The organism is Pseudomonas sp. NMI542_15, assembly GCF_021283425.1.
Lineage (GTDB): Bacteria > Pseudomonadota > Gammaproteobacteria > Pseudomonadales > Pseudomonadaceae > Aquipseudomonas > Aquipseudomonas fortuita.
On the sequence record NZ_JAJSRO010000044.1, the window covers coordinates 1 to 13,657 of the forward strand.

General features: G+C 63.2%; 14 protein-coding genes and 1 pseudogene. 5 read left to right on the top strand and 10 right to left on the bottom strand.

Going from position 1 to position 13,657, the window contains the following annotated elements; translation table 11 throughout:
• Positions 1-161: pseudogene (locus LU684_RS29930) on the bottom strand (hypothetical protein); the annotation flags it as partial.
• A 197-nt stretch (positions 162-358) separates the two neighbouring features.
• Between LU684_RS29930 and LU684_RS29935 the strand changes: the two are divergent.
• Entirely contained in the window at positions 359-1,051 is a 693-nt protein-coding gene (locus LU684_RS29935; protein WP_016486782.1) for a response regulator transcription factor, read from the top strand.
• The gene (locus LU684_RS29940; protein WP_232895332.1) at positions 1,048-2,313 is read left to right on the top strand and encodes a sensor histidine kinase; all 1,266 of its coding nucleotides are present in this window, start codon (positions 1,048-1,050) and stop codon (positions 2,311-2,313) included. Before LU684_RS29935 ends, LU684_RS29940 begins: the two co-directional genes overlap by 4 nt.
• Here the strand turns inward: LU684_RS29940 and LU684_RS29945 are convergent.
• From LU684_RS29945 to LU684_RS29980, 8 genes are all read right to left on the bottom strand, one after another.
• Complete coding sequence (locus LU684_RS29945; RefSeq protein WP_016486784.1) at positions 2,306-3,301, bottom strand: aldo/keto reductase; 996 nt, start codon at positions 3,299-3,301, stop codon at positions 2,306-2,308. The genes LU684_RS29940 and LU684_RS29945 overlap by 8 nt on opposite strands.
• 97 nt (positions 3,302-3,398) lie before the next feature.
• Entirely contained in the window at positions 3,399-4,250 is an 852-nt protein-coding gene (locus LU684_RS29950; protein ID WP_016486785.1) for a LysR family transcriptional regulator, read from the bottom strand.
• A 114-nt stretch (positions 4,251-4,364) separates the two neighbouring features.
• Positions 4,365-5,549, bottom strand: coding sequence for an MFS transporter (locus LU684_RS29955; protein ID WP_016486786.1), 1,185 nt, complete (start codon positions 5,547-5,549; stop codon positions 4,365-4,367).
• Positions 5,550-5,667: 118 nt separating this feature from the next.
• On the bottom strand, positions 5,668-6,138 hold the full coding sequence (locus LU684_RS29960) for an Lrp/AsnC family transcriptional regulator (protein ID WP_016486787.1): 471 nt from the start codon (positions 6,136-6,138) through the stop codon (positions 5,668-5,670).
• 20 nt (positions 6,139-6,158) lie between these two features.
• A complete protein-coding gene (locus LU684_RS29965; RefSeq protein ID WP_232895334.1) occupies positions 6,159-7,454 on the bottom strand; it encodes an NAD(P)/FAD-dependent oxidoreductase in 1,296 nt (431 codons plus the stop codon).
• A gap of 97 nt (positions 7,455-7,551) precedes the next feature.
• Positions 7,552-8,391, bottom strand: a complete 840-nt coding sequence (locus LU684_RS29970) for an ABC transporter substrate-binding protein (protein ID WP_016486789.1) — start codon at positions 8,389-8,391, stop codon at positions 7,552-7,554.
• 60 nt (positions 8,392-8,451) lie between these two features.
• Positions 8,452-9,216 (bottom strand): amino acid ABC transporter ATP-binding protein, encoded by a 765-nt coding sequence (locus tag LU684_RS29975; protein ID WP_016486790.1) that lies wholly within the window; start codon positions 9,214-9,216, stop codon positions 8,452-8,454.
• 15 nt (positions 9,217-9,231) lie between these two features.
• Complete coding sequence (locus LU684_RS29980) at positions 9,232-10,197, bottom strand: amino acid ABC transporter permease (RefSeq protein WP_232895335.1); 966 nt, start codon at positions 10,195-10,197, stop codon at positions 9,232-9,234.
• 380 nt (positions 10,198-10,577) lie between these two features.
• On the opposite strand from LU684_RS29980, the gene LU684_RS29985 reads away from it, so the two are divergent.
• Positions 10,578-11,702 carry an MFS transporter gene (locus LU684_RS29985; protein ID WP_060519948.1) on the top strand — a complete coding sequence of 375 codons (1,125 nt, stop codon included), beginning with the start codon at positions 10,578-10,580 and terminating at the stop codon, positions 11,700-11,702.
• A gap of 37 nt (positions 11,703-11,739) precedes the next feature.
• On the top strand, positions 11,740-12,390 hold the full coding sequence (locus tag LU684_RS29990) for an alpha/beta hydrolase (RefSeq protein ID WP_232895336.1): 651 nt from the start codon (positions 11,740-11,742) through the stop codon (positions 12,388-12,390).
• A 138-nt stretch (positions 12,391-12,528) separates the two neighbouring features.
• On the opposite strand, the gene LU684_RS29995 is transcribed toward LU684_RS29990, so the two are convergent.
• Positions 12,529-13,410: a LysR family transcriptional regulator gene (locus LU684_RS29995; protein ID WP_016486794.1), complete on the bottom strand. Its 882-nt coding sequence runs from the start codon at positions 13,408-13,410 to the stop codon at positions 12,529-12,531.
• A 170-nt stretch (positions 13,411-13,580) separates the two neighbouring features.
• Here LU684_RS29995 and LU684_RS30915 point away from each other — a divergent pair.
• Positions 13,581-13,657, top strand: a 77-nt coding sequence (locus LU684_RS30915; protein WP_148101364.1) for a hypothetical protein, incomplete at its 3' end; no start/stop codon positions are given.

Consider the following 13,657-nt stretch of genomic DNA (forward strand, 5'->3'; position numbering starts at 1 on the left):
TCGGCCTGGTCGCCGACGTTCAGCGGCAAGGCACCGAAAACACTGCCAGCGGACACCCGCTGCAGGCCGTTGACGCGGATGTCGGCGATCCTGAAAGCGCAGGCATGGGCCAGCGAGGCTTTCAGCAACAGGATGGAGAGCAACAGGCGCGGGTAGTTCATCAGGGGTTCCAGACAAGCGGATTCGAAGGGGAGCAAGCGCGGGCAACCCGCTGGCAGCGGGCGACGAGGATACGGGCGGGCTGTGTACGGCGCGGTTAGCCAAGGGTAAAGATGTGTAAAGTCCGACCAGCCGGCGGTGACAGTACTGGCCGGCGGGGCGATCATTACAGCCCCTGAAATTGCGATGTCTGGCCCCGATGATCCCTGTGCTGCTGGTCGACGACGACCGCGAACTGACTGAAATGCTCTCTTTGTACCTGGCACGCGAAGGCTTCCAGGCCACGGCGGTGGCCACGGGTGAAGAGGGCGAGACCCAGGCATTGTCCGGTCACTTCCAGGTGGTGGTGCTGGACGTGATGCTGCCGGGTATTTCTGGCATCGAAGTGCTGCGGCGCGTGCGTGCGCGCAGCCAGGTGCCGGTGCTGCTGCTGACCGCGCGTGGCGACAATATCGACCGTATTGCCGGCCTTGAGCTTGGGGCTGATGACTATGTTCCCAAGCCCAGCTCCCCGGGTGAACTGGTTGCACGCCTGCGGGCGATACTGCGCCGGGTGCAGCCGCAACCGACAGGCGAGGGCAGTGCGCCCGAACAGGTGCGCACGGGCGCATTGAAGCTGTGGCCAGGACGTCGTGAAGCGCATTGGGGCCAAGCCACGCTGGAGCTGACGGGCTCGGAATTCAGCCTGCTCGAAGCGTTGGCTCGCCAGGCTGGTCAGTTGGTCAGCAAGCAGGACCTGTCCCTCAATGCCCTGGGGCGGCCGTTGACCCGTTATGACCGGCGCATCGACGTGCACGTCAGCAGCATTCGGCAAAAGCTCGGCCCGCGGGCCGATGGCAGCAGCTGGATCCAGAGCGTGCGTGGCATGGGCTACATGCTGATTGTCGAATGATGCGTCGGCGTCTGTTCTGGAAGCTGTTCCTGGCGTTCTGGCTGGCCAACTGCCTGACCTTCCTGGTGGGGGCGGGGGCCTTCATGCTCAATGACTGGCGCGGTGATACCCCGGCGCTGCGTTCGCTGCTGGCCACAGAACTGCAGTTACTGCAGCGTTACGGCGAGCAGGCCGGTCGGCAACTGCTGGAGGTGTCACCGCAGCCGCCGGATGTGCGAGTGGGCCTATATGACAGCCAGGGCCAGCTGCTGGCGGGCAGGGCGGTGCCGGTGTCGCGTTTCGAGCAGGCGTTGAGCGACCGAGAAGGCCGCCCGTTGGTGTTGCGTGCGTCGGTGGCTACGGCGCTTGGCGAGCCGCCGCGCCCGCGTGGCATGGGCCCGTTGGTGACCGGCACGCTGATGAGTGCGTTGTTTGCCTTTCTGTGCAGCCTTTACCTGACTCGCCCATTGGCCTGGTTGCGTGAAGCCATGGGGCAGGTGGCCCAAGGCAGGTTCGATGTGCGTGTAAAACCCAGGTTGGGCAAACGGCGCGACGAGATCGTCGAACTGGCCGGGGACTGCGACCGCATGGCCGGCCAGCTCAAGGCCCTGGTACAGGCGCAGCAGAACCTGCTGCACGATATTTCCCACGAACTGCGTTCTCCGCTGACCCGCATGCATGCCGCCATCGGCCTGATGCGTCAGCAGCCTGACCGACACGACATGCTGCAGCGGGTGGAGCGCGAATCACGGCGCATGGACGACCTGATCGAGCAACTGCTGACCCTGGCCCGCGCCCAGGCTCGGCAGGGCGACGGCGCCTTTGCCAGTGTAGATGTGACAGAGTTGCTGGCGCAGATCGTTGAAGACGCCCGTTTTGAAGCGGGCATGAAGCGGTGCCAGGTAACGTTGCAAGCCCAAGGGGCGTTTCTCATCCTGGGGCATGAAGAGCTGCTGTACCGGGCGTTCGAGAACATCATCCGCAACGCTGTTCGCTATACCGCCGCCGGCACAGAAGTGTTGGTGAGCGCTGTGTTGGCGCCGGGCGGGCAATGGCTTCAGGTCAGTGTCAGCGACCACGGTCCGGGGGTAGACCCGGCCCGTCTGAAGCGTATCTTCGAGCCGTTCGACCGCGGCACCGACAGTAGCGACGATGGCTTTGGCCTGGGCCTGGCGATTGCCCAGCGGGCCATTGTCCTGCATGGCGGCAGCATTACCGCGCTGGCCGCAACCAGCGGCGGCCTGCGCGTGCGCATCGAGCTGCCGCAAAACCGCCCTACTTGAAGCCGGTCACGGCGTGGGGAACGTAAGGGGCCTGCAAGCGCGCCACCTCGGTCTCGCTCAGCTGCAGTGACAACGCGCCCAGTGCATCGTCCAGATGGGCGGGCTTCGAGGCCCCGACGATAGGGGCGCTAACGCCGGTCTTGCCCAGTACCCAGGCCAGCGCAACCTGGGCCATCGGCACACCCCGTTCGCCAGCGATCTGTTCGACGACATCGATCACTCGGCCGTCTTCCACCTCGGTCTTTTCATAGAACGACTGGCCGGATACATCGCTGCGGGTGCGTGCTGTCTGCTGCCCGTGCGGCCGGGTCAGGCGCCCGCGGGCCATCGGGCTCCAGGGCATCAGCCCCACCCCCTGGTCCAGGCACAGTGGGATCATCTCGCGCTCTTCCTCGCGGTAGATCAGGTTGAGGTAGTTCTGCATCGACACAAAACGGCTCCAGCCGTTGCTGGCCGCCACCTGCTGTGCCTTGGCGAACTGCCAGGCGTACATCGATGAAGCACCGATGTAGCGTGCCTTGCCGGCCTTGACCACGTCATGCAGGGCTTCCATGGTCTCCTCGATGGGGGTGTGGTAGTCCCAGCGGTGGATCTGGTACAGGTCGACGTAGTCGGTACCCAGGCGGGTGAGGCTGGCGTCGATGCTGGCCATGATCGCCTTGCGCGACAAGCCTTGCTCATTGGGCCGGCTGGCGCCTTCCCACATGTTGGCAGGGAAGAACACCTTGGTGGCAATCACGGTTTCTTCCCGGCGGGTGAATGCCTTCAACAGTTTCCCGACGATGATTTCCGAGGTGCCGGCAGAATAGCTGTTGGCAGTGTCGAAGAAGTTGATGCCTTGCTCTACGGCATGGCGAATGATGGGGCGGCTGGCGGCTTCGCCCAAGGTCCAGGGATGCGTGCCGGCGTCGGGTTCGCCGAAGGTCATGCAGCCCAGACACAGCCTGGAAATGTCCAGCCCGGTGTTACCCAGCTTTACGTATTGCATCGTTTTCTCCTTCGGGGGGCGTTAGTGATGGGGGGAGACTAACGCTGGCCCGCCTGCGCGAAAATTCCGCATTAGTGCACGTGCATTACGCAAAAATTCACAAGCGTAGCAGTGGCCGCACCTGTTGCTGAAGGAAGTCGGTAACGGCCTTGATCCGTGGGGTGGCGCGCACGTCTTCATGGACTGCTTGCCAGATTTCGATGCTCATGGTCTGTTCGGCGCTGCCGGCGTCCTTCAGGCCGTGCTCCTGCGCCATGAACGCCGGCAGGCAGGCGATGCCGATGCCGCCGGCACAGGCCTGAGCCTGGATGCGCAGGTCATTGCTGCGCAGTGCGAACGGCTGCTGGCCGGCCTGGCGGTTCAGCCATTGCTGTTGCGGTGAGTTGGCCTGGGATTCGTCGTAACCGATGTAGCGTCGTGCCGCTGCACTGGCCAAGTAGCCGGGCGAGGCGTACAACCGGTAGTCCAGGTGGCCCAGAAGGCTGGCCACCAGGGTCGGTTCTGTCGGCCTGGCCAGGGTGATGCTGATGTCAGCTTCGCGGCGGGCCAGAGATGCCTTTGATTTGCTGCCCACCAGCTTCAGGCGCAACCGTGGGTAGCGCTGGTACAGCTCGCCCAGGCGTCGGGCGACGATGCTGCCGAGCAGTGCCGGTGGTGCCGACAGCACCACCTCGCCTTCCACCGCCTGTTGGCCGGCGCTGGCGAAATGTTCTAGGGCGAAGGAGGACAGGGTCATTTGCTCGGCAAGTTCGGCAACGCGTCGGCCTTCGTCGGTGAGCACATAGGCGCGGGGGCGCCGGTCAACCAGCTTGAGCTTGAGCGAGGCTTCGAGCGAAGCGATGCGCCGGGCCACGGTGGCGTGGTCGACGCCCAAGGCCTTGGCGGCGGCGGACAGCGAACCGGCCGAGGTGAAGGCAGAGAAATGACGCAGGTCTTCCCAATCGAACATGAAGGGCTCGGCAGTGGCTTGTGTGAAGGGGGTAGGGTAGCGTTTTCGGGGGGCACTGTAGATTGCGGCGGGTTGGAGATTTTGGGGCTGCTTTGCAGCCCCACGTGGCTGGCCTCAGTGGCCGCCTTTCATGCGTCGTGCCACCAGATAGATGCCCAGGCCAACCAGCGCAGTTGCCGCGCCGATATAGCCAGTGCTGGTCCAGCCCATGCCCGCGGTAATCGCCATGCCACCCAGCCATGGCCCCAGCGCATTGGCCAGGTTGAACGCTGCATGGTTCGACGCAGCTGCCAGGCTAGGCGCTTCATGGGCAATGTCCATCAGGCGGATCTGCAATGGCGCTGCCAGTGCGATCATGGTACCCACCAGGCCGATGCCCAACAGCAGGCTCCACAGTGCCTGGGCGGCAATGGTGAAGAACAGCAGCACGGCGATCGACCACACCAGCACCAGCCCCACGGCGCGGAACTGCAGGCGGTCGAACAGTTTGCCGCCGGCAATGTTGCCGACGATGCCGCCCACCCCGAACGCCGCAAGGCCGAACGGAATCCACTGGGGCGATACCTGGGTCACCTGCAGCATGGTCGGCGCCAGGTAGCTGAATACCGTAAACATGCCGGCAAAGCCGATCGACGCGATGGCCAGCGCCATCCACACCTGCGGGAGGGTGAAGGCTTGCAGTTCCTTGCGTGGGTCGCTGCGCACTTCGTCGTGGCGCTGGGGCACAAAGCGCCATACCAGGGCGATGGTGCACAGCGCGATGGCGCCAACCAGCACGAACGCTGAACGCCAGCCAAAGTACTGGCCCAGATACGTGGCTAGCGGGTTGCCCAGCAGCATGGCCAAGGTCAGGCCCATCATCACCCGTGCAACGGCACCCGCTCGGTGGTCCTTGGCCACCATGCTGGATGCCACCACTGCGGCAATGCCGAAGTAGGCGCCGTGGGGCAGGCCGCTGATAAAACGGAAGGCAACCAGGCTGCTGAACGAAGGGGCGAAAGCGGTAGCCAGGTTGCCAAGGGCGTACAGTGCCATCAGCAGCAGCAACATGTGCTTGCGCAGCAGCCGCGCACCCAGAATCGCGAGTGTCGGGGCGCCAACCATCACCCCCAGTGCGTAGGCACTGATGGCATGCCCCACCTGGGGCTCACTCAATTGCAGGTTGTTGGCAATGTCGGGCATCAGGCCCATGATGGCGAATTCGCCGGTGCCGATGGCAAAGCTGCCCAGCGCCATGGCGGCTTCCATCTTCGCGACGGTGCCTTTACCGGGGAGAGGGGGTATTTGCGGAACTGACATCTGTATCCCTTTTGAAACATGCTGAAACGTTCAAGGCGGGATCATAGTCAATATTTGCCGGCAACGTCGAGGAACCTGAGCAGCTTGTGGGGGCATCGGCGGCCTGGCTGGGGAGCGTTTAAACGGTCAGCTTCTTGCTGAACTTGGTTTCCATGACAATGTGCGAAGCCGTGTGCGTAACCCCCTTGATCATGTTGATGCGGGTCAGCTCGGCATTGAGCTCGCCCAGCGTATGGGTGGTCAGGTGGATAATGAAGTCCATCTCGCCCGACACCGCATACACCGCCTGCACCGCGTCCATTTTGCGCAGGGTGGTCATCACATCGGTGTAGCTCTTGTTGCTGCACGAGGTCATGGTGAAGCAGTTGATCACCTGCTGCAGCTTGTCCTGGTCGATTCGCACACTGTAGCCGGTGATCACCCCGGCGTTTTCCAGGCGGTTGATGCGCTCCTGTACCGCCGAGCGAGACACGCCCAGCTTGCGCGCCAGCGAGGCGGTGGGCTCACGGGCGTTGGCCTGCAGCAGCCCGAGCAATTGCCGGTCCTTCTCAGTCAGTTTGAACAGCGCGCCGGGTGGGAGGGCGTCCATGGTGGTTCCTGGTGTTTGTTCTAGTTGTGGTACTGCGCGCGGGCTTCCTGGAACCTGTCCATCAGCTTCAGCCCGGCATACACCGTTTGCGCCGCAGCGGGTCCGAACGGCCCGCCATTCCATTCCAGGCCATAGGCGTCGAACAGGCGGTAGCGGTCGGTTTCGCCACAGATTGCTTCGCTGACAACCCGGGCGCCCACAGGTGCGGTGTTCATACCATGGCCCCCAAATGAAGTACAAGCCCACAGCCCTGGACCGAGGGGGCCGATGTGCGGCATTTTGTGGCGGGCGTAACCCATCAGCCCGGACCAGGCCTTGGCGATTTTCAAACCCTGCAACTGTGGATACACGCTGAGGATGTCACGGGTCAGCAACTGACCCAGGCGCTGTTCGTCCTGCAGGTTGCGCGTGGTGATATGGCCGCCCCACAGCAGGCGGTCACCCTCGACGATGCGGTAGTAGTCGGAGGCGCGGCGGTTGTCGCCGACTGCGTCCGTGGTACGTACTACGTCACGCAGGCGCTCACCCAGGTGTTCGGTCAGCACCACATAAGTGGCAATCGGCAGGAACGCCCGGCGCAGCTGGCCGAACTCCGGGCCGCCGTAGCCACCGCAGCAGTACACCACATCGGCACAGGTCACCGCGCCGTCGGCGGTGATCACGCGATGACTGCCGGCTCTGCGCTCTACCCGCAGCATCGGCGACTGTTCGTGGATGCGACCACCGGCCAGCTCGACCAGCTCGGCCAGGCCCAGGCAGTAGTTCAGTGGGTGGAAGTGAAAACCATGGCTGTCCCGCAACCCCTGGAAGTAGCGGTCGGTGTTCAGACGGCTGCGCAGTGCCTGTGTATCCAGGTATTCCAGGTTGAAATCGAAGTCGCGGGCCATACGGTCGCGGGTGCGCTGCAGGTTGTCGGCGTCGTCGTAGCGCACCACGCTCAGCTTGCCGGTGGTGGCGGCGCAGCCTGGCAACTGGTGGCGGGCGATGGTGTCGCGGACGATATCGACGCCCTCCAGCGAGAGCCGGAACAAGGCGGCGGCGGTCTGCTTGCCGCAACGCCGCTCGATCGCCGACAGCCCCTCGGACCACCCCTGCAACACAAAGCCGCCATTGCGCCCAGAGGCGCCCCAGGCCACCCGTGCCGCCTCCAGCAACACCACCGAGCGCCCACGCGCCAGCAGCTCGCGGGCCACGCTCAGGCCTGCCAGGCCGCCGCCAATCACGCATGCATCTGCCCGGGTCTCACCGGCCAACCCGGCTCGCTGGGGGGCAGGGCGCATGGTCCCGGTATAGTAGTTGTTGCTGTAGCTGGCCATCGGCTGGGTCATCCTTTTACGGGGCGCTGCAGGTTTTGCGGGCATGGGGGGGCCGTACGCCCTTCAAGTAAAGGGCGCAGGCTTGCGGGTAATGGCGTTACTGCACTTGTGTAAGGTCGGCGCCGTACCATTTTTCCGACAGCTGTTTCAGCGTGCCGTCGGCCTTCATGTCGTCGATGGCCTTGGCCAGTTCAGCGTTGAAGGCGTCGTCGCCCTTGTCGGTGGCGATGGCCAGGGGCTCGTAGTAGGCGGGCTTGCCCTGCACCGGGGCAACCGGGTAACCGGCCTTGATCGCGCCCATGATGGTTGGCAGTGCAGACAGGGTGGCATCCAGGCGGGTGCCGTTGCCTATGCGCAGGTCGTCCAGCGGGCCCATGCTGTCGCCGTAGGTTTGCACGTTGCCCGGCTCCACGCTGTAGCTGAACGCGGGCACGTCCGCGGCGTCGATTTTCAGCCGACGGTTGATATAGTCCTCGGACGTGGTGCCAGCTTCAACGCCGATGGTCTTGCCATTGAGGTCGGCCGCGCTGGCGCCGGCGGCGTCCTTGTGCACCGCGAACACATACGGGGTGTAGTAGTAAATGGCCGGAAAGTCGAGCACCCGCCCCCGCTCGGTGGTGGGGGTCATCGAGCCGACTGACAGGTCCCAGCGGCTTGCCCAGCGCCCCGCGGTGATGATGCCGTATTCCGGGGTGACAAACGCCACCTTGGCGCCCAGGCGCTTGCCAATCTCGTTGGCCACATCAATGTCGAAGCCCTTGAGGGTGTTGTCCTCGCCAAGAAATGACTGCGGTGGCCAGTTGGCGGCTGTGGCCACTTTCATGACCTTGCTCTGGTGGATACGATCGAGCGTGGCGCCGGCCCACGCGGCGCCTGTCATCAAGGTCAGGCAGCCGGCAACGGCGGTAAGGGCAAACAAGCGAGCGACTGGGTTCATACGGAAAGTCTCCGGGCATGCAATTGTTGTTGTGGTATTGGCACAGCGGTAGACACAGGCTCAGTGGCTGAGGATTTGCGAGAGAAACTCCCTGGCGCGCGCATGGCCAGGGTTGTCGAAGAACGCGTCGGGCCGGCCTTGTTCGATTACCTGGCCTTGGTCCATGAAGATGATGCGGTCGGCCACCCGGCGGGCGAAGCCCATTTCGTGGGTAACGCAAAGCATGGTGATGCCGTCCTTGGCCAGCTCGCCCATTACGTCGAGCACCTCTTTGACCATTTCCGGGTCCAACGCCGAGGTCGGTTCGTCGAACAGCATGATGCGCGGCTTCATGCACAGCGCACGAGCAATGGCCACACGTTGTTGCTGGCCGCCGGAAAGCTGCCCGGGGAACTTGTCGGCCTGGCTGGCGATACGCACCCGGTGCAGATACTCCAGCGCCAGGGCGCGGGCCTCTGGCGCGCTGAGCTTGCTGACCAGGCGCGGGCCGAGCATCAGGTTTTCCAGCACGGTCAGGTGCGGGAACAGGTTGAACTGCTGGAACACCATGCCCACCTGGCGACGGATGGCGGCGACGCTTGCCGCATCACGGTTCAGTGGGTTGCCGGCGATTTGCACCTGACCTTTCTGGAAGTCTTCCAGCAGGTTCAGGCACCGGATCAACGTGGATTTGCCCGAGCCGGAAGGCCCACAGACCACCACGATTTCGCCGCTGGCGATCTCCAGGTCAATGCCCTTGAGCACATGAAACTCGCCGTACCATTTCTGCAAGCCGCGAATTGACACGGCGGCCTGGCCGGCAGCGGGGGTAAAAGGCTGGTTCATCAGGGGGTTCCTCGATCAACGGTGGGCGCGGTCGAAACGTTTTTCCAGGCGCGATTGCACGGTTTCGAGCAGGATCGACAGCACCCAGTACAAGACGGCAGCGGTGATCAGCATTTCCAAGTGGCGGAACTCCGCACGGCCCTGGGTGCGGGCGAGGAACATCAGCTCCCATACACCGATCACTGACACCAGCGAGCTGTCTTTGAGCATGGAGATGAACTGGTTGCCGGTAGGTGGAATGATCAGCCGCATCGACTGCGGCAGGATCACCCGGGTCATGGCCTGGAAGGGCGTCAGGCCGATCGCCCGCGACGCTTCCCATTGCCCGCGCGGGATGCTGCTGATACCGGCGCGGAAGATTTCCGTCATGTAAGCGCCGTAGCACAGCGACAACGCCAGGATGCCTGCCGGCACGGCGCCCACCACATAGCCGAGCTGGGGGATGCCGAGGTAGATCAGGTAGATCTGGATCAGTAGCGGCACACCGCGGAAGAACGAGGTGTAGAAGCTGGCAATGGCGATGGCGAAACCGTTGGACGACAGCCGGGCAGTAGCCCCCAACAGCGCCAGAACAAAGGCGATGGCGATGGAGAGGGTGGACACGTAGACGGTGGTGAACACCCCTTGGGTGATCATGAAGCCGACCTTGCTGGCGATGAAACTGTAAGACAGGTCGAAGGTGTCGAAGAACAGCAGGAACAGCAGCAACAGCTCACACCAGACCGTGATCACCTGGGCCCGTAACGGAAAACGGCCAAGGATGAACAGGTTCAGTACCAGGGTCACCGCCAAGGTGCCGGCCACTGCGGCGTTACGCAGCAGCGGTGCCTGCAGGTCGAGTACGATCGGGCCCATCAGCCGGGCGAGGCTACCGTCACCCACGCCACAGACCAGGGCGGTGGCGAATATCACAGCGGCGACCAAACCCATGAATGCCGGTTTATCGGTCGCACGCGGTTTGACGATGTGGTCTCTGTACATGGGGTCGTGCCTCACGGAGCTGGGCTCGTTTGTTGTTGTGGGGTCATTGTAGGGAGGCGAAGCGCAGGCAAGAACCTGTGGAATCGCAACAAATATCAAATTTGTTTTGGCAATTACGGAGGTTGCACCCTGACATCTGCCAGTGAATGCCCACCAGATTGCTACCGGGCCACAAGCGTGCGTACAAATGTACTCCACCCGTTTTTTAAGCTGTCTACTGCGCGCATAACTGAAATGCCGGGATGTTGTGGCAAGCCATACGCCTGCTCTTTTAGACTGCCACCTGCGTGCGCCGACATCCGGCCCGCTTGGTGGATAAGGCTGCTGTCGTGAATGCTGGCGTACGTTTTCCCGGGCCCTTGGGTATTTTCTGGCTGGGCCTGCTGCAAATCCTGGTGTGGGGTGGTTCGTTCTTCCTCCTGGCGGTGATGGGCAAGCCAATCCTGCACGAGACCGGCTGGGACAGCGGCTGGGTGTATGGGGCGCTGTCGCTGGCCCTGATGGTGTCGGCGTTGTTGGCGCCGCTGTGCAGCCGCCTGGTGGCGCGCTATGGCGGGCGCTGGCAACTGGCCGCCAGCGGCGCGGTAGTGGGGCTGGGCTTGCTGGTGGTTGCCAACTGCCACAGCCTGCAGGTATTCCTGCTGGCCTGGGTGATCATTGGCGCGGGGATGGCAATGGGGCTTTACGAAGCACTATTTGCCACCCTCGGTGCCCTGTATGCCGAACGGGCGGGACGGGCGATTACGGGCATCACTCTGATTTCAGGGTTTGCCACTACCGTGACCTGGCCGGTACTCGCCCTCGCCATCGAGCAACTGGGCTGGCGCACGGCCTGCATGGCTTATGCGTTGGTGCTGATCGTTGCCGTGGCGCCGCTTTACCTCTGGGTGTTGCCCGCAGGCCAGCCCCGGCAGAAGGCCCAGAGCATGACGGCGGTGGCAGATCAGCCCGTGCACCGCCGCCTTTACTGGCTGCTGACCGCAATCTTCGCCATTGGCGCGATCATCATGACTGCCGTTTCAGTGCAACTGGTGGCGGTCCTGCAGGGCCAGGGCCATTCGCTGGCGGCTGCCATTGGCCTGAGTGCCTTGCTTGGGCCAAGTCAAGTGGCCTCGCGGGTGCTGCAGATCATCGCCGGCAAGCGCCACCCGATATGGACTGCGCTGGTATCATCAGTGCTGGTTGCTGTAGGTCTGACGCTGGTGGCCGTGGCGCCGGGGATGACCGCGCTGGGCCTGCTGCTGTATGGCTGTGGCAATGGTCTGCGCGCCATTGTCAGGGGGCTGCTGCCGCTGGCCCTGATGCCGCCTGCCCAGTATGTTGCGCTGATGGGCAAGATGTCGCGCCCATCATTGATTGGCCAGGCACTGACGCCCTTGGTGGGCGGTTATCTGTTCCAGCACTTCGGCGCGACGGGGGTACTGGCAACGCTCTCGGCCCTGGCATTGACCAGTGTCGTGCTGGTGTTGCTGGTGGTGCATGGCCTCCCGCGGCAAACGGCGTGATCAGGCGCCACTCATTTGGCTAGCAAGGACGAAAACGATGTCGGATGCACCACGTAACCCGTTGCTTATCGATGGGCCGGCCGGCCAGATCGAGCTGCTGATCGACTACTCTGCCGGGCCGCCCAAGGGGGTGGTGCTGGTCAGTCACCCACAACCGCTGCTCGGCGGTAGCCCGCGCCATATCGTGCCGCTGACCCTGGCGCGGCAACTGTGCGCAGCCGGTTGGCAGGTGGTGCGGCCGAGTTTCCGTGGGGTAGGGCAGACCCAAGGTGCGCACGACGAGGGTATCGGCGAAGCGCAAGACTGCATCGCGGTCATCCGTCACTTCAGACGGGAGTTGCCTGAGCTACCGGTAGCCCTGGTCGGGTTTTCTTTTGGTGCCTATGTGTTCGCCCGTGTGGCCTGTGCGCTTGAAGGCCAGTTGCAGGCAGTGGCGTTGCTGGGGCTGCCGGTAGGTGATGTACCGGGCGGGCGATATTACGAGCCATTGCCGGTGCCTGCGGATTGCCTGCTGCTGCATGGCGAACAGGATGAAATGGCGCCGCTGGCCAACCTGTTGCAATGGGCTGGCCCGGGGCAACGGGCGGTGTCGGTTTATGCAGGTGCCAACCACTTTTTCAAGGGCTGCCTGGGGCGGGCGGCTGAGCAGGTGATCGCCCATCTGGCGTTGAAAACTGCGCTCCCATAGGCACTGGCGCGTCGGTCTGGCACCGGCTTTGCCGGTGTTCGCGGCTAAAGCCGCTCCCACAGGGACTGCGGGTGCCCAACATTTACGCTGTACCTGTGGGAGCGGCTTTAGCCGCGAAAGGGCCGGAACAGGCGAGCCTCACCGCTCCAGGTAATTCATCTGCGCAGCAAAGTCGATGAACCGCTTGCTGGCCAGCGACAGGTATTCCCCCGAGCGCCAACACAATCTGAAGCTCATCAGCTGCGCCGGCCGGAACGGCACCCCGACGATACCCGGCGTGCGCTGCTGGACCGAGCGCAGCAGGGTTGCCACGCCCATGTTGTCCAGCGCGGCCTGCACCACCAGTGAGACGAAGTTGCTCTGCAACGCCACTTGGTAAGTAATCCCGTGTTCGGCGAAGAAGGCGTCCAGTAGGTGACGTTGAACGAACGTGCGGTCGAACACGACCATGTCGGTATTGCGCAGGTCTTGCGCCGTGAGGAAGGCTTTGCCGGCATAAGGGTGGTCGGGGTGCATACACGCCAGCATCTCGTCACTGCCCAGCAGAATCGATTCCTTGTCGGGCGGCACTCGCCTGGACTCCAGCAGTGCCAGGTCGATTTCCCGTTGCTCCAGACGATGGCCAATGTCCTCGGCACTGCCTTCGAATACGGTCATGGCAATGCCTGGATACAGCTGGCGGAAGGCGTTCATCAACCCGGGTACATAGTGCAGGCCGAACATGGGCGGGATGCCCAGGCGCACTTCGCCGCGTTTCAGGTCGGCCATGTCGCGCAGTTCTTGCCGGGCGACATCCATCTCGCGCAACGCCGACGCAATGCGTGGCAGGAACTGTTCGCCCTCGGCGGTAAGGATGACTTTGCGCGTGGTGCGGTTGAACAGGGTCACGCCCAGCTCTTCTTCCAGACGGGTGACGGCCATGCTCAGCGCCGGCTGGGCAATGTGCAAATGCTGCGCAGCCTTGGTGAAGCTGCCCTGGCGTACGATCTCGACGCAGCAGCGCAATGCCTTGAGGTTCATTGAGGGGCTCTACCATTCATAACGAACTGTGATGCTAAGCATCATAACAATATATTTATTATTATTAACCAGAGGGCCTACGATGCGCGCCACTGAGACATCCTGCAACATCTCAGTCACGCAGCGAAATAAAGCTGCAATCCCACAAAGATTTTGAGGTAGTACCCCAAATGGCCAAGGCCGCCGATGTCGTTGTGCAATGCCTGGAAAACGAAGGTGTCGAGTATGTGTTCGGCATTCCCGGTGA

Coding starts and splice junctions, on each gene's coding strand:
- LU684_RS29990 (WP_232895336.1), top strand. CDS start 11,740: ATGTCGGATGCACCACGTAACCCGTTGCTTATCGATGGGCCGGCCGGC.
- LU684_RS29935 (WP_016486782.1), top strand. CDS start 359: ATGATCCCTGTGCTGCTGGTCGACGACGACCGCGAACTGACTGAAATG.
- LU684_RS29945 (WP_016486784.1), bottom strand. CDS start 3,301: ATGCAATACGTAAAGCTGGGTAACACCGGGCTGGACATTTCCAGGCTG.
- LU684_RS29970 (WP_016486789.1), bottom strand. CDS start 8,391: ATGAACCCAGTCGCTCGCTTGTTTGCCCTTACCGCCGTTGCCGGCTGC.
- LU684_RS29950 (WP_016486785.1), bottom strand. CDS start 4,250: ATGTTCGATTGGGAAGACCTGCGTCATTTCTCTGCCTTCACCTCGGCC.
- LU684_RS29980 (WP_232895335.1), bottom strand. CDS start 10,197: ATGTACAGAGACCACATCGTCAAACCGCGTGCGACCGATAAACCGGCA.
- LU684_RS29975 (WP_016486790.1), bottom strand. CDS start 9,216: ATGAACCAGCCTTTTACCCCCGCTGCCGGCCAGGCCGCCGTGTCAATT.
- LU684_RS29960 (WP_016486787.1), bottom strand. CDS start 6,138: ATGGACGCCCTCCCACCCGGCGCGCTGTTCAAACTGACTGAGAAGGAC.
- LU684_RS29940 (WP_232895332.1), top strand. CDS start 1,048: ATGATGCGTCGGCGTCTGTTCTGGAAGCTGTTCCTGGCGTTCTGGCTG.
- LU684_RS29995 (WP_016486794.1), bottom strand. CDS start 13,410: ATGAACCTCAAGGCATTGCGCTGCTGCGTCGAGATCGTACGCCAGGGC.
- LU684_RS29965 (WP_232895334.1), bottom strand. CDS start 7,454: ATGGCCAGCTACAGCAACAACTACTATACCGGGACCATGCGCCCTGCC.
- LU684_RS29955 (WP_016486786.1), bottom strand. CDS start 5,549: ATGTCAGTTCCGCAAATACCCCCTCTCCCCGGTAAAGGCACCGTCGCG.